At 36.8% G+C, this 19268-nt stretch carries 18 protein-coding genes and 1 tRNA gene; 2 read left to right on the top strand and 17 right to left on the bottom strand.

Annotation, left to right across the window (positions count from 1 at the left end):
• Positions 1-171 precede the first annotated feature (171 nt).
• The 17 genes from APS80_RS02070 to APS80_RS10535 all read right to left on the bottom strand — a co-directional run bounded on the left by APS80_RS02070 (position 172) and on the right by APS80_RS10535 (position 16471).
• On the bottom strand, positions 172-465 hold the full coding sequence (locus APS80_RS02070) for a YggT family protein (RefSeq protein ID WP_059106623.1): 294 nt from the start codon (positions 463-465) through the stop codon (positions 172-174).
• 12 nt (positions 466-477) lie between these two features.
• The gene (locus APS80_RS02065) at positions 478-1065 is read right to left on the bottom strand and encodes a cell division protein SepF (protein ID WP_059106622.1); all 588 of its coding nucleotides are present in this window, start codon (positions 1063-1065) and stop codon (positions 478-480) included.
• A 5-nt stretch (positions 1066-1070) separates the two neighbouring features.
• Positions 1071-1748, bottom strand: a complete 678-nt coding sequence (locus APS80_RS02060; RefSeq protein ID WP_238908174.1) for a YggS family pyridoxal phosphate-dependent enzyme — start codon at positions 1746-1748, stop codon at positions 1071-1073.
• A 140-nt stretch (positions 1749-1888) separates the two neighbouring features.
• Complete coding sequence (gene pgeF, locus APS80_RS02055) at positions 1889-2677, bottom strand: peptidoglycan editing factor PgeF (protein WP_059106621.1); 789 nt, start codon at positions 2675-2677, stop codon at positions 1889-1891.
• A gap of 364 nt (positions 2678-3041) precedes the next feature.
• Entirely contained in the window at positions 3042-4214 is a 1173-nt protein-coding gene (ftsZ, locus tag APS80_RS02050) for a cell division protein FtsZ (RefSeq protein WP_059106620.1), read from the bottom strand.
• 28 nt (positions 4215-4242) lie between these two features.
• Entirely contained in the window at positions 4243-5658 is a 1416-nt protein-coding gene (gene ftsA / locus APS80_RS02045; RefSeq protein ID WP_059106619.1) for a cell division protein FtsA, read from the bottom strand.
• Positions 5659-5763: 105 nt separating this feature from the next.
• On the bottom strand, positions 5764-6651 hold the full coding sequence (locus tag APS80_RS02040; protein ID WP_059106618.1) for a cell division protein FtsQ/DivIB: 888 nt from the start codon (positions 6649-6651) through the stop codon (positions 5764-5766).
• A 15-nt stretch (positions 6652-6666) separates the two neighbouring features.
• Positions 6667-8016, bottom strand: coding sequence for a UDP-N-acetylmuramoyl-L-alanine--D-glutamate ligase (murD, locus tag APS80_RS02035; protein WP_059106617.1), 1350 nt, complete (start codon positions 8014-8016; stop codon positions 6667-6669).
• Position 8017: 1 nt separating this feature from the next.
• Complete coding sequence (mraY, locus tag APS80_RS02030) at positions 8018-8983, bottom strand: phospho-N-acetylmuramoyl-pentapeptide-transferase (protein ID WP_059106616.1); 966 nt, start codon at positions 8981-8983, stop codon at positions 8018-8020.
• Positions 8984-9189: 206 nt separating this feature from the next.
• Complete coding sequence (locus APS80_RS02025; RefSeq protein ID WP_373364585.1) at positions 9190-11493, bottom strand: penicillin-binding protein; 2304 nt, start codon at positions 11491-11493, stop codon at positions 9190-9192.
• Between the two features lies 1 nt (position 11494).
• Positions 11495-11890, bottom strand: a complete 396-nt coding sequence (gene ftsL / locus APS80_RS02020; protein ID WP_059106614.1) for a cell division protein FtsL — start codon at positions 11888-11890, stop codon at positions 11495-11497.
• A gap of 13 nt (positions 11891-11903) precedes the next feature.
• Complete coding sequence (rsmH, locus tag APS80_RS02015; RefSeq protein ID WP_059106613.1) at positions 11904-12839, bottom strand: 16S rRNA (cytosine(1402)-N(4))-methyltransferase RsmH; 936 nt, start codon at positions 12837-12839, stop codon at positions 11904-11906.
• A gap of 14 nt (positions 12840-12853) precedes the next feature.
• The gene (mraZ, locus tag APS80_RS02010) at positions 12854-13285 is read right to left on the bottom strand and encodes a division/cell wall cluster transcriptional repressor MraZ (protein ID WP_059106612.1); all 432 of its coding nucleotides are present in this window, start codon (positions 13283-13285) and stop codon (positions 12854-12856) included.
• Between the two features lie 147 nt (positions 13286-13432).
• Positions 13433-15046: a bacillithiol biosynthesis cysteine-adding enzyme BshC gene (gene bshC, locus APS80_RS02005; protein ID WP_059106611.1), complete on the bottom strand. Its 1614-nt coding sequence runs from the start codon at positions 15044-15046 to the stop codon at positions 13433-13435.
• A 222-nt stretch (positions 15047-15268) separates the two neighbouring features.
• Complete coding sequence (locus APS80_RS02000) at positions 15269-15946, bottom strand: YjjG family noncanonical pyrimidine nucleotidase (RefSeq protein ID WP_059106610.1); 678 nt, start codon at positions 15944-15946, stop codon at positions 15269-15271.
• A 216-nt stretch (positions 15947-16162) separates the two neighbouring features.
• A complete protein-coding gene (locus APS80_RS10540; protein ID WP_083498146.1) occupies positions 16163-16297 on the bottom strand; it encodes a beta-class phenol-soluble modulin in 135 nt (44 codons plus the stop codon).
• A 39-nt stretch (positions 16298-16336) separates the two neighbouring features.
• Positions 16337-16471 (bottom strand): beta-class phenol-soluble modulin, encoded by a 135-nt coding sequence (locus APS80_RS10535; RefSeq protein ID WP_083498145.1) that lies wholly within the window; start codon positions 16469-16471, stop codon positions 16337-16339.
• 677 nt (positions 16472-17148) lie between these two features.
• On the opposite strand from APS80_RS10535, the gene APS80_RS01995 reads away from it, so the two are divergent.
• Positions 17149-18594, top strand: coding sequence for an MFS transporter (locus tag APS80_RS01995; RefSeq protein WP_103170834.1), 1446 nt, complete (start codon positions 17149-17151; stop codon positions 18592-18594).
• Between the two features lie 357 nt (positions 18595-18951).
• A tRNA-Arg gene (locus tag APS80_RS01990) sits at positions 18952-19025 on the top strand.
• The last annotated feature ends 243 nt before the right edge of the window (positions 19026-19268 follow it).

Genomic DNA, 19268 nt, shown 5'->3' with positions numbered 1-19268 from the left:
CTACTCCTAAAGTGTCTGTACATCGCTTAATATGATCACAATTTAAAATTTGGATTTTGATAACGAAAGCTGGGGTATCATGACACCCCAGCCTTTATACTTTATGCGTTATTTCGTTGCTTCACATGGGTTGATGGGTTGTTTTTAGCAACTCAAACCATTTAAATCATATTAAAATAAATGCGTGATAATCGTATTAAATATCGCATTTACACCCATGCGGAATAATTGTAAAGTAAAAAATGCAACCAATGAAGAAATATCCAGCATACCAATAGGTGGAATAATTCTTCTAAATGGATCTAAGAACGGTTCATAGATTTTTGCTAGGAAACGTCCGAAGGCATTTTCACGTGCCCCTGGAAACCATGACATAAGGAAATAAACAATCATTCCCCATGAATAAACTTGCAATACAAGATTGATGATCCTAAAGACAATAATTAAAATACTTAATAAACTCATACTATGTTTCCTCTATTCATGTTGGTAATCTGTGTATTCTACTTGGTCTGTAATCGTACCAGCAACTTCAACATTATCAGGTGTACATAGGAAAATGTCACTACCTACGCGTTGAATATCGCCACCGATTGCATATACAGTACCACTTAAAAAGTCAACGATGCGTTTTGCTGAAACTTTATCAATGCGTTGTAAGTTCACTAGTGTTGCACGGCGATTTTTTAATTCGTCGGCGATATCTTGTGTATCTGAGAAAACACGCGGTTCAAATAAACACATTTTTGAACTATCTTGCATTTGTGGTTCAAGCATCTCTTCATTATTCATATTTACAACATTTCTATTATTTCTCGCTGTATTATTCATTTGATACTTCCTTTCACTTTGAGATTGAGAAAGTCTTGATGCTTTTTGTTTTTTAGGTACAGATTTTAATGAACGGCGTGTTTCCGTACGATCTACATCCTCTTGACTATAGTTATTCTGAGACTGTGCTTGTTGTTGTCGTTGGTTTGTTTGTTCGGGTTCAGATGGTGTGTTTGGTTCATCCTCTTCCTCTTCAACTACAAAGAATCCGTTAAATAAATCTTTTAATGCCACTAGGGTCACTCCTCTTTTCCTACAAGTTTAGTCCCAATTCGTACAAATGAAGCGCCCTCTTCTGCTGCGATATGGAAATCGTTACTCATTCCCATGGATAATTCTGTACATGGCGCATGCGTTAAATTGAGTGCTTTTATTTCATCTCGTTTATTTTTTAATGATTTAAATAGCTGATGAATATAATCTTCATCGTCGGTTAAAGGTGCCATCGTCATCAGACCTACAACTTCAATATGTTCATATTGTGCTAAATCTTGAATGAAATCATTCACTTCTGACAGTCCAATACCATGCTTAGAAGATTCGCCTGATACGTTGACCTGTACAAAACAGCGTATCGTATGGTCAGCGCGCTTGTCGATTTCTTTAGCTATCTTCATACGATCTAACCCGTGAAAATAATCTACTTGGTTGATGACATCTTTTACTTTCCGTGATTGAAGCGAACCGATAAAGTGCATTGTCACGTCATCTGGCAACTTGTCTTGTTTCTCTATAAATCCTTCGACACGGTTTTCGCCGAAATGACGTAAGCCTGCGTCATACGCTTCCTTTGCTCGCTCCATTGTAACATATTTTGTGACTGCAATCACGTTCGGTTCTGTCTGTTGCTGTCCTTTTTCAGTAGCTGCTTGGATTTGTTGCTGTATAGTTGTAAGATTTTCTTTTACATTCACCATTATCTCACGTCTTTAAAGGATCGGACAAGCGATTTCAGTAATGGTTCAAAAGTCATGATGGCTCTATGAACCGTTTAAGTTATAAAGATGATGGTAACTTAATATTGATCCGAACCTTTATGACTATTTCCCCCTTTTACTTAATGTTGACCGATAAATGCTAACATGCGACCAGTCTGCCCCTTTTCAACACGATAGGAGAAAAAGAGTTCTAAGTCTTCTGAAGTCGCATATGTTGTGCGATAAATATTTTGTGGTGGCACTCCGGCATGTTCTAAAAGCAGTGCGTTAGCTAATTTTAAATCAATGCCGTGTCGATCATCGCCACGTGTCTCAATATATTGAGTTGAATCAATCGGGAGTGTTTCAAACTTAGATTTAATGTCATCATTAATTTCATAAGACATAGACGTAGATGGACCAATGACGACTTGAAGTTCACTCAGATCAAAATCGATGGCTTTGATGAGCTCTAACACAATTTGGCTATAGGTTCCTCGCCAGCCTGCATGTGCAAGTCCAATAAAGTGATGCGGTTCACTGTAAAAATAGATAGGTACACAATCAGCATAACACATCGTTAGGAGCAAATTATCATAAGAGTACATACCATCTACACCGTATAACGTATCTGTTAACGCATCAATATTCGTGCCTTTATCTTTTGATGTCACTTCTACGACTTTATTTTCATGCGTTTGAATTGGAAACACCCATTCCGACGTTGGAAAATCAATCATTTCTGCTAGTGTCTGTTGGTGTTGTGAAATATGATCTGGATGATCATCAATGTAACGTGCCATATTAAACGCGTTTGACGGGTATGGACTCACACCATCTTCTCTAGTTGTCATACCAATTGTTACATGGGATAATTCAGGATCTTCATATTGCAATATGTGTGGCTTTTTCACAAATTTATCTTCCATCCCTTAACACCCTCCATTCACTCTTACATTGATTTTCAAGAGACTTCATTACTGCTATTTATCGCTTTTTCACAAGACTTCACATCACATGATTATGTATTGGTTATGAAAAAGGAGCGGAAGACAAATCTATTAGCACATGATGAATCTCGTACGATCCATAATGTGTCTGATACAGCAGCCAACGCTACTATAAACCTCTGCTGGATAGATTTCGTATTCCCGCCCCATCATCGATAACACAAAGTATATTTAATACTTACATCGGTTACCTGTTGCGATGCATTTATGATTGTTTGTTAAACGATGCACATAAATAGATATACGTACATCGCTACAAACACGATTCAATATTTAATATTGATTAACGTCTAGATCTTCTAGAACGTCTTTCTTCTCTATTTCTGATAAAGCTGGGGATGTCATCTTCTTTAGTAGAGTGACCTCTGCTTTCAGAGCTTGTATCTTGTTGACCTTCATTTGAGCTGCCAACTTGTGATGCGTAGCTATCTTCTTTATTGCTGCTACTGTTTGCACTTGAACCAAAGCCTGTGTTTGAAGCTTTGCGACCTTGTGAAGTTGGTTTATCTTCAAAACCAGTAGCGATAACTGTAACTACGATTTCATCTTGTAATTCAGGATTGATTACGGTACCAAAGATCATGTTTACATCTTCGTCAGCTGCATCTTGAACGATGTCTGCTGCTTCTTGTGCTTCGAATAGTGATAATGATTCTCCACCTGTGATGTTCATTAACACACCTTGCGCACCGACAATAGAAGTTTCTAATAATGGTGAAGAAATCGCTTTTTTAGCGGCTTCTACTGCACGGTTTTCACCAGAAGAAACACCGATACCCATTAAGGCAGAACCTTGGTTAGACATGATTGTTTTAACGTCGGCAAAGTCAAGGTTAACTTCCCCAGATACTGCGATAAGGTCTGAGATACCTTGAACACCTTGGCGTAATACGTTATCTGCTTCTTTGAATGCTTCCATCATTGGTGTAGATTTATCAACGATGTCTAATAAGCGGTCGTTAGGGATAACGATTAAAGTATCAACCGCTGCTTTCATTGCTTCAACACCTGCAGCAGCTTGAGTTTGACGTTTACGACCTTCAAAGCTGAATGGACGTGTAACGACGCCGACTGTTAAAGCGCCCATTTCTTTAGCGATTTTAGCAACGACAGGTGCAGCACCAGTACCAGTTCCGCCGCCCATACCAGCAGTTACGAATACCATGTCTGCGCCTTGGATTGCATCTTCAATTTGTTCGCGTGATTCTTCAGCAGCTTTTTTACCGATTTCAGGGTTAGCACCTGCACCAAGTCCGCGTGTTAATTTTTCACCGACTTGAATTTTAGATTCAGCTTTAGACAAGTTCAATGCTTGTCCATCTGTATTAATTGAAACAAATTCTACGTTGTTCATGCCGTGATCAATCATTCGGTTAACGGCGTTGTTACCGCCGCCCCCTACACCGATGACTTTTAACGTCGCTAAATGATTAAATCCTTGTTCAAATTCTAACATTATTCTTCCTCCTAGTTATTATGGCCAATCACTCAAATAGAGATTTCATCAGTTTTTTAAATTTACCTTCTTGCTCTTGCGGTTGAGCGTCACGATCTGATTCTACTTCTTCATGTTGTGTCGTATTTTCGTTAACGCTGTCTACATCAGGCTCTTCCGGTTTATTATTCGTATCTTTAGATGAATCAGCTTTACCAGTTAATTTTTTAAACCAGCCTAATCCACCTGACTCAGAAGTTTCTTGTACACCATAATCTGTATCCTCAACTTCTTCATCAATTTCTTCACCGTCATGATTACTAATTGTAACATAATCTAACAATTCATCGAAAGTAATGCTGCTAGAAATTGTAGAAATTGCTGAAGAAAACTCTGGTTTGCGGATACCCATTTGTGATGGTACATGAATTCTCACTTTTTCGCTCACCATATCTTGAAGCAATTCTTTGACACCAAGAAGATTAGCTGAACCACCTGTTACGATAAAGCCACCGTGAACTTTGGTTAAACCTAAATCTTGTAATAAGTCAAATACGTTGAAGAAGATTTCTTCTACGCGTGCTTCAATGATATCTGCTAAATCTTTTTGCGTATATTGTTCACTTTCATCGCTGTCTACTTGTTGTACACTGAAAACATCATGTGTTGATGCTGAGTCATAAAATGCATGACCGTATTGATGTTTGATTTTCTCTGCAGCGTCATATGTGGTATTAAAGCCTTGGGCGATATCACTTGTAATATCTCTGCCCGCCATTTCAATTGAGTCTGCATCCACGAGTTCGCCGCGTTCAAAGAATGAAACTTGTGTCACATCTTCGCCAATATCGATGACACAAGCACCAAGTTCACGTTCAGTTGCTGATAATAATGAACCGTAGTTATATGCATCTGAGAAAACATCTAATACGTCAACGCCACATGATTCTACACATTTAATCATATTGATTAAAATAGATTTTTGAATAGCGATGACACCTGATTGAACTTCTAGAGAATGTCTAGCCACAAGTTCTTTAGGATCAGATACTTCATTTTCATCATCTACAATAAATTTAATTGGGAACGTATCGATAACTTCTGTTTCCGGAACATCATTTTTATCGCGAATTCCTTCTAATACTGATTCGATATGTGTTCCATCTAATTCTGTATCTTCAGTAAATTCTATTCTATTCGCTTCATCGTACACTTCTGTTCCAATAATAGGTAATTTTAAGAACACTTCTTTAATATCAACACCAGAAGCTATTGACGCTTTTTTAATTGTATCTTTAATCGCTTGTTGAGCGATGTCAAAATCATCTATTAATCCGTTTTTAACACCACTCGTATAGGTTTGTCCTGTACCTATCACGTTGATACCGTTGTGAAATTTTTCGCCTACTATTGTTTTTATACTTGATGAACCAATATCTATACTTACGTAATAATGCTCTTCCATAGATAGGCACCTCCTGACAATTACTTTACTCTAAATCACACTACTCTAAGTTTACAATAGGTTTGTTTGCTTGTGAACTATAAACACACTCAAATAAAATAAATTTTAATCACTTTCGTCCGTGTTTTTCTGAATTTTATTTAATGTGCTTTGTAGTTCATCTTTCGCTTTATCTTCTTTTTGTGTTCCTTGTTCTACATTTTTATCACTTTGTGCTTGTTGACTGCTCGCTCCATCATACGGAATAAATGAAGCACCGACAGTTAAATCAATATAACCATCTTTTTGAAGTGCACCCGAATCATCTCGCTGGAGTGATTGTGACATTTGTCCGTAATATTTCATTTTATCTCCAACTGTTCTCAAATCAGCAATTACTTGAATGTTATCAGATGTGAAGAGTTGGATTTGATTGCGTTTATTCGTTTCAGGATCATAAGTGATTTCTGAAATCATATTTCTAACATTTTTAGGCATTTTTGCGAGTTCAGACACGAGTTGTGCCCGTTGTTTTTCTTTAAATCCGCTGAGAATAGGACCTTCTTCCAATTCATCATTAGAGCGATTTTTAATCGATTTACCATTTTCTAGAATCGGTACGTATTCTCCTTTTTCTTTAACGACCCCAGCTATTTGATGTTCTGTGATTTTTACATGAAGATCTTTCGGGAACTTTTTAGAGACTTCAGCTTTTTTAATGAGCTCATTGGATTCCAATCGTTCTTTCGCGTTGTTCGTGCTGTATGTATACATGCGTGCCTTGTTATTCAACTTGAGCATCTGATTGATTTCTTTATCAGATACAAGGTCGTTACCACTAATCTTTACGTTGCTGATCTTACTTAAGGGAGTGAACATGTATAAGAGAATTAAAATGATCAGTAATAACAAAATGCCGAACACGATGTACTGGATCTTTTTTTGACGTTGCTTCCGAACTTGCCGCTGTTCTTGTAAATATTCTGAATCGAATTGTTTCACTTTTTCCGCCATCTTCATTCACTTCCTTTAAAATTGTGGTAAGTGCGCACGGAAACTATCGATGAAGCGTTGTCCTCGTTGTTCAAATGTATCGTATTGGTCCCAGCTCGCACATGCTGGTGAGAGTAATACGACATCATTTGGCTCAATGATATCTTGAATTTTTGCGACTGCGTCTTCTACATCGGTTGCTTTAATGACGTATTTACCTTGGCTTTCCCCTAGTTTTTTAAACTTCTCTTGGGTTTCACCAAAGGTAACCATAACACGCACATTCGACATATAAGGAATTAGTTCGTCAAAACCATTACCTCTATCAAGACCACCGCACAACCAGATAATCGGTTGATCAAAGGCATTCAGTGCAAATTGCGTTGCTAATGTGTTAGTTGCTTTTGAGTCATTGTAATATTTATTTGTTTTATTAGTACCGATATATTGTAGTCTGTGTTCGATGCCTGAAAATGTTGTCAGACTATCGATAATCGCACGAATAGGTACACCTGCGATCATAGCTGCAAGTACAGCAGCCAAAATATTTTCTAGGTTATGTTCACCCGGTAACACGATATCATCGGTATGAATTAATCTTAAACCTCTAAACGTAATATAACCATCTTTGATATAGATGCCATCGACTTCTTGTTGTGTAGAAAAATAATATGTTTTCGCTTTTAACGATTCTGTTTCAATCAGATGACGTTGATGATAATTACATATTAAGTAATCATCTTCTGTTTGATTTTGATAAATACGGCGCTTCGCATTCTGATAATTTTCTAAGGTTTCGTGATAATCCAAATGAGCAGAGTAAATGTTTGTGATAATCGCAATGTGTGGTTTGTATTGATCAATACCTAACAGTTGAAATGAAGATAATTCAGTAACTAAATAATCATCTTCATCGACTTCTTGTGCTACTTTTGAAGCTACATAACCAATGTTACCTGCCAAGCGACCGGTCACTCGACTTTTTCTAAACATATCTCCTATCAATGATGTAACTGTCGTTTTACCGTTCGTACCTGTCACACCAATGATAGGTGCCTCAGAAACCAAGTAACTTAATTCAACCTCAGTTAAGATCTTCAATCCACGTTCCGTCGCTGCTTTAATGATAGGCACATTATACGAAATACCCGGGTTTTTAATTACGATAGGATCATTATCGAGCAGTGATAAAGGATGTTCTCCGCCAATCACCTCAATGCCCATGTTTTGTAAATCTTTAGCATGAGAATCTTGACTGATATCTTTACCATCATTAACAACGACTTTTGCGCCTAATTTATTTAATAATTTAGCAGCTTCATAACCGCTCTTTGCTAAGCCAATAACTAATACATCTTTACCTTCCAAACCTTTGTAATTCAGCATCTTAATGCACTCCAATCCATAGGCCGATTAGTCCGAAGATGATACCAACTGTCCAGAAAACAGTGGTTACTTTTGTCTCATTCCAGCCACTTAATTCAAAATGATGATGTAATGGTGACATTTTGAAAATACGTTTACCTGTTAATTTGTATGACGTTACTTGCATCATAACAGAGAGTGTTTCAGCGACGAAAACGAAACCAATAAAGAGTAATGAGATTTCTTGGTTTAACATGATAGAAACTGTCGCGAACACACCACCAAGAGCAAGGCTACCCGTATCACCCATGAACACTTTGGCTGGATTTAAGTTAAATGGTAAGAATCCAAGTAAAGCAAAGATCATGATGATACAGAAGAGGCCGATTGCTGGCGCATCTTGAATGTATGCCATAATCGCATACATGATAAATCCAATGATAGATAAACCTGTTGCTAAGCCATCGAGTCCATCTGTAAGGTTTACAGCATTTGAAAATCCAACTTGCCAGAACACGATGAAAATGACATATGCATAAGATAATGGTAAGTCAAATGTGGTGAATGGAATATGAATCGCTGTATCAAATTCTGTTAATCTGAATACTTCAGTTAAAATGAAGAAAATGACAGCGATCGCAATTTGTGCTAAGAATTTTTGCTTACTTGTTAAGCCTTGGTTATTCTTTTTAACTACGATGATGTAGTCATCAATAAATCCAATTAAACCAAAACCTAAAGTCACTAATGTAAGTAGTAAAATGGTTACCGTATGTTCAGTGAATAGCATTGCGATAATCGCTGTCACCAGAATACTAATTAAAAACGTGAGTCCGCCCATCGTTGGCGTACCCGTTTTCTTCATATGACTTTGAGGACCTTCTTCTCGAATACTCTGCCCAAATTTCATTCTTTTTAATGTTGGAATAAGCACTGGAACTAAAATCAATGTTATTAGAAGTGCGATGATTGCTAATAAGTAAACCATAATATTCTCCTTTTCATCATTCAACGCTTGTACGACTGAATCCGCAGATGTACAAACTTTATATGTATCACGTCCAGAGCCGTAACGCCGCTTGGTATAACGAGTTACGAGACTCTGACGTGGATTAAATCTTACTTCTATAGGGACAATTGAACGAGTGAACTATGTTTTAAAATCATTCGACCTAAAGATGGAACACTCCAAAATCACTCATCACCTTCTTTAGATGATGTATCTTTAGATGTGTCTTTCGAAGATGATTCTGATTGATTTTCCGCTTTGTCATTTGAACGACTTCCGTCACTAGAAGCGCTACTGTTTTTAGAACTTTGATTATCGTCGTCCGATGACTCGCCATCTAATCCTTTGGCATTTAATGTCACGGTCACTTTATCATTTTTGCTGATATTTTGACCTTTAGAAACGCTTTGATCTGTAACAAAGCCACTGCCTTTCATGTTGATATTCAGTTGCGTCATTTTTTCAAACGCGAGGACATCTTCTTTCGTCCATCCTGACATATCAGGCATAGTCAAATCCCCATCTGTGAGTAAGAGTACTCGACTATTAGGTAATAATTGGTTATCTGTTTGTGGTGATTGGGCTTTAATCTTATTACCGTTACCAATGATAGTCGCATTCAGTGATTTAGATTGCAACATTTCTTGCGCTTTGTCCGTAGATTGTCCTTCAACATTCGGTACTTTGCTGTATTTGACATCTGAATTAGATTTAGTAGCTTTACCATCTACATTTAAGTATTTGAGTGTGTTTTCCATGATTGGATTAAACGCTTTACTTACACCCATTTCGTAAGCTTCTTGATCATTTTTCTGAGCTAAGCTCATACCTGCATAAACAATGACTTTCGGATCATCTTTCGGTGCGTCACCAATAAAGCTTACAAAGTAAGGATTTTCACCTTCAACGTAACCACCGTTGTCATTATCCGCGACTTGAGCGGTACCTGTTTTACCTTCTAAACTATAGCCATTCAAACGATAATTGACTGCGTGACTTTCCTTACTATTAACGACTTTATCAAGTTCAGAACGTACTTTTTTGGCAGTATCAGCATCGATAGGTTTACCTGCGATTTCTTTTTTACCTTCGTAGTACGTGTCTTTTTCGGTTGGATTGTTAATGCGATCTACGAACCATGGTTTTAACATATTCCCATCATTGAGGAATGCTGAATGTGCTTGGATCATCTGAGCCGGTGTAACTGTCGTAGATTGACCGAAGGCAGATGTTTTTTGTTGCGCTTCATTTTGCCAAGCAATTTGGCCAGGCGCTTCACCATCGAATAAACTTTGTGTTTCTTTACCAAAGCCGAAACGCTCATACCAAGATTTCATCTTATCTGCACCGACTAGATCTTGAAGATGCATCATAAGCGTGTTTGATGAATAAGTGAATCCGAGTGACATCGGAATATCGCCCCAACCTACTTCGTTCCAGTCAGATATGCGAGAACCCATGACATCTCGATGGCCAGATTTATATTTTTTATTCGGTTTAAATTCGCCTTCTTGAATAGCAGCAGCTAAACCAAATGATTTAAACGTTGAACCAGGTTCATACGTGTTTTGATAAAGGTCATTCGCCCATTTTTCGCCTAAACCTGAGCCTGTCTCTGGGTTAAATGTAGGACGTTGACTAGATGCTAAAATTTCACCACTGTGCGCATCCATAACGACTGCAAAAACATCTTTAGGTTTAAAATGGTCTACCATGTCATCTAATGCTTCTTCAACGAAAACCTGGATGTTTGAATCTATCGTTAGATGCACGTCATCACCACGTTGTGGCACTTTTTCTTTCTTCGTATTTGGAGCGATGTAGCCCCAAATATCTTGGATATAAGATAAGGATCCTTTACGTCCACTGAGGTAACTGTCGAATATTTTTTCTACACCCATGACCCCTTTCAAATCACCAGAATCAGGATTTTTCTGAGCCATACCTACGAGGTGAGATCCAAAGTTACCGTTTGGATAGAAACGTTCAGTTTCTGGGAATAAGTTAACACCAGGTAACTTCATATCCTCAATTTTTTCTTTTTCTTGGTAAGTCAAATTCGTCCCTTTTTGACCGAATTCAACTTGGAATGCTTTATTATTATCTAATTTCTTTTCGATTTCTTTAGGTGATAAATCGATGACTTGTGATAATTTTTTAGCTGTTTTTTTCTTATCGACGACGTGTTTCGGTTTCTTACTGCCTTCACTTGCCTTTTTATCAACGACAGCTACAAGCTTATACCGTTCGACATCTTCAGCTAAAATCTTCCCGTTCCTATCGTAAATCTTACCTCTTTCAGGTTGTTCTTGCTGTTGTGCTAAATATTTTTCATTGGCTTTCAACATTAAATCCTCACCAGAAGAATGACCGGTAAACATGATATATGAGTATCTTAAGATCAACGTAAAAAAGAGCAGTCCGAATCCACAAATGAGTAGGACTGCCCCTATTTTATTCTGTTTTATTTTGAATTTCGGTTTTTTCAGCTTAATTTTTCGCTTCGCCATTATTACGCACTACCTTTACATTATCGTTCTTAAGGCCCATTCCTTGATCTTTTGCCTTTTCGTAAATGCGTTCATATGAAGAGTTCTTTTTGATTTCAGATTCTAATGCGCTATTCTCACTGGCTTGTTGTTCAATTTTTGTATCTAAATCCGCAATTTTTCCTCGAGTATCGTACGCATCCATTTTTAAAGATAGCATATAAATACTTATTAAAGCAATTACAGTTATTAGGCTTATGTATAACATTTTTTCAAATTTAGTTAATCCAACAACGACTTTCTTAGTTACAGTTTGCTTCTCGGTGGAAGGTCTCGTCTCTGGTGTCGGTTGTTGCTCTGCTTGGTTATAAGTTTGATATACCTTTTCTACTGCCATTCCACATTCACTCCTATTTCATTATTTCAGCGACACGTAACTTAGCACTACGCGCACGATTATTTTCTGATAAATCTTCTTCACTAGCGGTAATAGGTTTGCGATTCACACGTTTGAGTTTGGGTGTATACGCTTCAGGTAACACTGGTAATCCTCTGGGAACATCCGGACCTTTTTCGTACTCTTGGAACATTTGTTTACATAAACGATCCTCTAAGGAGTGGAACGTGATGACAGAGATTCTTCCGTTTACTTTTACTAATTCGATCGCTTGTTCTAATGAATCTTCAAAGGCTGCAAGTTCGTCGTTGACTGCAATACGTATAGCTTGGAAAACGCGTTTAGCAGGGTGTCCACCTTTCCGTCTAGCTTTGGCTGGTATACCTTCTTTTATAATGTCTACAAGTTCTAATGTTGTGTTAATCGGTTTTGTTTCACGATGCTGCTCAATACGTCTGGCGATTTGTTTCGCAAATTTTTCTTCACCATAACGTTGGAAAATTCTCATCAAATCATTGAATTCCCAATCATTTACGACATCGTAAGCGGATAAGGATTGAGTCTGATCCATTCTCATGTCTAGAGCAGCATCATGATGATAGCTAAAACCACGCTCTGGCACATCGAGTTGTGGACTCGATACCCCAAGGTCGTAATAAATGCCATCTACCTTTTCAATATTTAAATCCTCTAATATTTGGGTGATATTTCTAAAATTATTATGTATCAATGTCACTTTATGCAAATGATCTTTCAGAACTTCTTTCGCGTTCTTAAGTGCTTCTTCATCTTGATCAATTGCGATGAGGTGACCGTCATCGCTGAGCTGTTCTAATAAATAGAGTGCATGTCCCGCGCCACCAAGCGTGCAGTCCACGTAGACACCATCTTCTTTTATATTTAATTCATCAATGGTTTCTTTAAGCATCACGCTAATATGATGAAACACGATCATTCCTCCATTTACATATCAAAATCTATTAAGTCTTCAGCGATATCTTCAAAACTTTCTTCAGAGGTTTCATAGAAATCATTCCATGTATCTCTATCCCAAATTTCTATGTGGTTTGAGACACCAATCACAGTACATTCTTTTGTTAAATTGGCGTATTTTCTAAGGTTTTGAGGAATGTTGATACGTCCTTGTTTGTCTAACTCAACTTCAATGGCACCTGAGAAGAACATACGCATGAATTTACGCGTATCTTTTTTTGTCATAGGTAAGGTTTTCATTTTTTCTTCTATAATTTGCCATTCGTCTAAAGTGTAGCCAAACAAACATTTATCGAGGCCTCTAGTGATAATAAAACGTTCATTTAATTCAAAACGAAACTTGGACGGAACGATCATACGCCCTTTGGTATCCAATTGGTGTTCGTATTCTCCCATGAACATTTTATATCACCTCACCTTCCATATCTATAATTTACCACATCTCACCACTCCCCTCCACTAATTATGCAATTTTCCTCTAAATTTCTTTAAAAAGCATAAAAAATACCATTCATCAAATTGATGAATGGCTCTAAAATCCTTGTCGCTCTAAGGCTCTATAATTATTTGATCAAAAGTGTAAGAAAGTGGAGGGAAAGTGGAGGGATTGAACATGTTTTTCCCAAAATCGTTCATCACTTGCATTGGATTCCATATTCTTTCTTGTAATCCACCCATTGGATGGAGGGTGTGGTCTAATTCATTAAAATGTTTCATACTCACGTCATTCTCACGTTCGATGTTAAGCAAATAGCGATTTAATAAATAATCATACTGTGCTTGGTGTATTTGATTGTTTTTTTCAAGCAATACTTGATTGTCATTATTATTTGCCACTTCCTGAGATAATGTTTCATATACTTTTGCTTGTTCGTCCTTGAGTTGTTCAACTGATTGTATAAATGTATCAGAAGCTTGTGCACGAACAAAGTGTTGTTTATAAGAAGCAATACCTTGATTGATTACTTCTTTTTCATCGAGATCATACATATTTAATAACTTATTCGTACGCGGATATTGATATGTGATGCGCATACGTGGCAGTACGATTGGCATCGGTACTTCTAAGGTTTCGAAAACACGTCGTAACTCAGCCCAGTATTTGATTTCACTCGGACCACCGACAAATGCGACGGTATTAAACAACCACTCTTCCATAATGGGTCTTGTGACTACATTATTTGAAAAACGTTGTGGATCCGCTTCGACGAGCTCAAGTAATTCTTGTATTGTGTATGTCTCATCACTTTTAGCCATCGTGAAGTGGCCATCTTCAAAATGTAGTAACTGTCTACGATCCTCTTCGTGTAAAAACAAATGCACATTGGTATCAGTTTGAATCATTTGCGTTAAACCGCTGTCCATCGTCTCTTTTTGATTGGCACGAAAAACTTGATCAATCTGCTCATGAGATTCGATCATTGTTTTTAACATCGGTACTTCTAACTCACGAAGTTGACGATCATGGGCATCAATCACTAACAACCCATAATCTTTAAACACTTCATGAATCAAGGCTTTAAAGATATCCGTCCAGCTATCATATGTATCAATAATACGCTGGTACATGTTTAAAATGGCTCTCGTATGCTTAGTTTCATCTAATTGTTTAAACATGTCGTGCAATGCTGCTCTTAATTCACCTTTGTCTGGTATAAATCGAGAAACATTTGATTCAGGTGGTTCTAACGTATGGTATTTCACCTTATGAAGTGCTGCATCTTTTCCATTATAAGTGTAGGTATGATTGACTTCGTCAAAATCGTGATCCTCACCTGCAATCCAGAAAACAGGTACCACATCAGTCTCAAATTGCTGACTCAAACTTTGACTGAGCTGTATAATGGATAAAATTTTATGGAAGGTATAGAGCGGTCCCCCTAATAAACCAGCCTGTTGTCCCCCGATGACAACCTTTGCCCCTTCACTTAACTGCTTGAGTGATTGATGTTGCTTATCGGTCAAATCCAGATCACTCATATAGTCTTCGATGACATGGGCAAGTGCACTTTCTCTACCATTATTTGGACTATTTATTTTCTGTTCATAATGTGCCTGTGACATGGCATCAAATTGATAAAAATTCATTAAAGTCGCATCGCTTTGTTTTATTCGATTAATGAATTGATCCTTTTCATCTAATTTTACTGTCTTACAGTCCATTCGCTATTCTCCTTATATTACTTTATTAAGACTAAGTATAAAGTTTACCGGCTTGAATGACAATTTTAAGGCTTGCATACAACACATTATTTTCAAAATATTCAATTTAACTTTGAGACTTATGAAAATGTGTATAGAACTTGTGCAATAGAATGTAGATTTTACACATCCTAGCATGAATTAAATCCTTACAATACAACTGTGTGGTTACAAAATCTTCATTTATAATAGCTGTTTTAATGTAGTAATCGTATAATCCGGTTTAATATCCGTATGGTTCTCTAATTCGTTAGGATTAAACCAATACGTTGTGAGGTTGGCATTTTCACCGCCAAGGATATCTGAAGTTAACGAATCACCAACAATAACTGAACGTTCCCGTTTATCATTTCCAATGCGTTCAAAGATATAGTCGAAAAACTGCGGCAGTGGTTTTTGATAACCTGTATCTTCAGAGACGAACATGTCATTCACAATATCTTTAAAAGGCGTGCGCACAATTCGATCACGTTGTGTCACACCCACACCGTTTGTCACAATGTATAATTCGTTTTGTTCAGCTAACTGTTTTAACGTCGTGACGATGTCAGCTTCACGAAACTGCGGTGGTGCAATGGCAAGCCCTGCTCTAAATACTTCATCCGCATCCTTTCCATCGACATCGATTCCGCGTTGATCAAAATAAACTTCAAAACGTTGGCTGAGTACTTCTTCTTTAGACAGCTTTGCTTGCTGAAATGCTTCCCAATGTTGTTGGTTAATCGTCATAAAACGTCCGAGTTCTTCATCATTGCCATCCACTTGGAACAACTCACAAAGACGAAAGAAAGCAAACCGTTCTGCACTTTTAAAGTCTACGAGTGTATCATCATAATCAAGTAAAATGACTTTATTTTGCATCTTAATGATCTCATTTCTATTTCAAAAGTCATTTTCTAGCATAAAATGAAAGCTGAGATTTGGCAATGTGTAACGGTTTTTAAAATAAAAGGAGTGAGAAAATAAAATAGGAGGAAATTTTTAGAGAGTGAGTAAAATCATATGTAATTTACATAGAAAAAGAGGTTAAGACAGACGTCCTAACCTCATTGGAGTAATTTTAACTTATGGTAAGAATTAAAGTCCGATAACTTTACCTAGTAAACCTACACCGCTTTCTACGATATCAACGATGCTTGAACCTAATTCTGAGTCGTTATTGTTTTGAGCTGCTTGTACAGTGTTTGCGATTGCTTGAGCTAAATCTTTCATGTATATCTCTCCTTTAAATTTAATGAATTAATATGTGTCTTATAGTCCGAAAATGCCAGTTGCTACGTTTACGCCTTGTTCTACGATGTCAACGATGCTTGTACCTAATTTAGCGCCGTCTCCGTCAATGCCTGCTTGAACTGTGTCTCTGATTGCGTCGAATAAACCTGTCATGAAAAACAACTCCTTATAAAAATTTATTGTCTCATTTAATTGTTAAAACGATATCGCAACGTTGTTTGTGTTTTGTTATCGTTTCGTTATCTTTACTATAGTACATCCCACTTCAGTTGTTGGGAATTTTTCTCAAGTCATGCTTTTGCACTCAAACCTGTTGAATACAACCTATTAAATGACAGTTAGGCATCCGATTCTGTATGACTTTTCTGTAAAATAAGCCTTATTAATGTGTCTTTTTGTAAAAAAGTATGATACATTTTTCACTTAACCGCTTACACCGTGTTTATAAAAAGTTAAAAAAGCTCATTATATAAATAGGGAGAAAATATTTAAATACATATGAGAAGTCTTAACTGTACATATTCGTTGCATAACTGTAAGTCGTATCCTATTTCAAACATATTTTAAATTCAGACTGTTAAATATGTACAAAGTTAGGCAAGCATGCAAATAAATATATTTAAAAGATGGTTATCAAAATAAGTGGCAACCTACTCTATTTAATTACTGTGAGATAATGTCTATCTTTTTAAATTTTTACACAACTCTGGAAATATGATATCCAAATCGAATGTGTTTAGCTCAATTACAAAAAAGCGTATAATATAAAATTGTGACATTATAGAAATGGAGTGATAATAGTGAAGTATCTATTGTCGAGAAAAGAGAAAATGACTGAACTATTTATCTTAGCATTTATTACCATCTTTGGTATCGGTTCTCAATTCTTCACAAACTTATCTTACAGTTTAAATCAAGGTGTCATACAAACATCTTTTGGGATTGGTTCTAAAGATTTAGTCATTCCCGCTATTATAGGAAACTTTGCCTTTGCAGCAGGTACTCCATTAGGACATACCTTCTCACATCGATTAAGTTTTAAAAGAAGTTATATGTTATTTATTTCACTCTTCCTATTAGGATCAGTGATTGGATTAATTTCTTTCAATCTCCCTGTCATTACGATTGCAAAAACCATTCAAGGTTTTAGCTCTGGCGTACTATTTTTCATTTTACTTCCGAAACTATTTAAATCATTTCCAAAACGTTTTAGAAACATTTTCTTATTCATGATCATCGTCGGCATGTTCGGCGCAAATGCACTTGGTGGTTTATCTGGATCATTCTCCGTTGAACTTAACGAATGGAAATGGATTTTCTTAACTAACGTTATCGCATCTATTTTATGTCTGATTCTCGGTGCATTTCACTTAAAAAGACAAGAGTACTACGTAAAAGAAACACACCACGTAGATTGGGCAGTCATCGTGCATTCATCAATTGGTATTATTGCTATGACTATTCCAATGGTTATTCTCGTACATAATGATTTAAGCACAATTTGGTTCTGGATTTCAATCGCTTTCGCAGTTATTTACATCATTATCTTTTTAGCTGCGAATAGTCGATCATTATATCCGATTATGCACTTTAAATCATTATTATCAATCAAACCATTCTTCGGAGCTATTATGGCAATTTCAACCCATTTAACCTTATTGACCGCAATTGCCGGTATTAATATTTTCTTATTAAAAATACTAAGAACACCTTTTGAAATTAACGCGAAATTCTATGCGTTCTTCTTCGTAGGTGTCATCATTGCAGCGACAATTAAAATGTTATTCTTCGATAAACTCGGCGCAGGTATCTTAGGGGTATTCGGTGCCGTCTCCATCTTATACGTCAGTGTACACTGGATCATCCTACGAGATACTGTTAACCTTCCGTTACTTTATACGCAAGGTGCACTCCTCGGATTTGGTGCAAGCATGACGCTCGTAAGTGGTTCAATGGTAACCTTATTAGATGGTGACTTAGATGAAGCACCAGATACAGCACGTACCATGCATTCTATTAGAAATTTATTTGCAGCCCTTCTCGTTCCAGTCATTTCTTTCATTACGAAAGCAAATGTTCATAATGGGGTTGAAGAGCTTAAAAGCCAAAACATCACAAGTAAAGCTGAATTTTTAACTAAATTCCAAGACGTTGCGATTTATGCCGGCCACGTCGTGTTCTACCTCATGATTTTCTTCAACATCATCATGTTGATATCTTCTATCATTCAAATCATCTTAGGTAAAGGTAGAAGAATTACGCCTAAACCAAATTAAGTTGAAACAAATGAGTGGTACAGGCCATTGATTATAACATGGTACGTACCACTCTTTATTTATATTTGATCCCTTACATTCTTTACAATTTTTTCATAAAACACATTAAAGTCTCTGTGATAATTTAGAAGTCGTTTCAGAAGTGCCACATTCGATCGTGTGTGACGCTGTAAAAGGAAATAGAGCGACTTTTTAGCTATTACTTTCAGTTTGATGGAAATAACAATATAATGAAAAATGTATCAACACTTTGAAAAAACGCCTATTATAGTGCAAAATCATCATTATTTTTCATACACGTCCTATTGATTTCTTTACATTAATTAGATATAATTAATCTTGTGTTAAAAAAGTCATGTCCTGGTAGCTCAGATGGATAGAGCAATGGCCTTCTAAGCCATCGGTCGGGGGTTCGAATCCCTCCCAGGACACTAACTGATATTTTAGATATCCCGAAAACCTTGATATATCAAGGTTTTCGGGATTTTAATTTTCCAAAAGTCGAATCATTTTGACGCAAATTTGACACAAAAGGACACAAATCTGGCACAAAAAGGCACTTTTTTGACACGTAAAACGCTTAAACTATATACATATCACATGACGATTTTCACACACAAACCACAAAAAGCGTGGTCACCAATTTAAACGACCAAATTGATGACCACGCTTAT

The sequence above is a fragment of the Staphylococcus auricularis genome, from assembly GCF_001500315.1.
GTDB classification, from domain to species: Bacteria; Bacillota; Bacilli; order Staphylococcales; family Staphylococcaceae; genus Staphylococcus; species Staphylococcus auricularis.
Note: the sequence above shows the minus strand (reverse complement) of the source record. Positions and strands in the feature narration are given on the sequence as shown.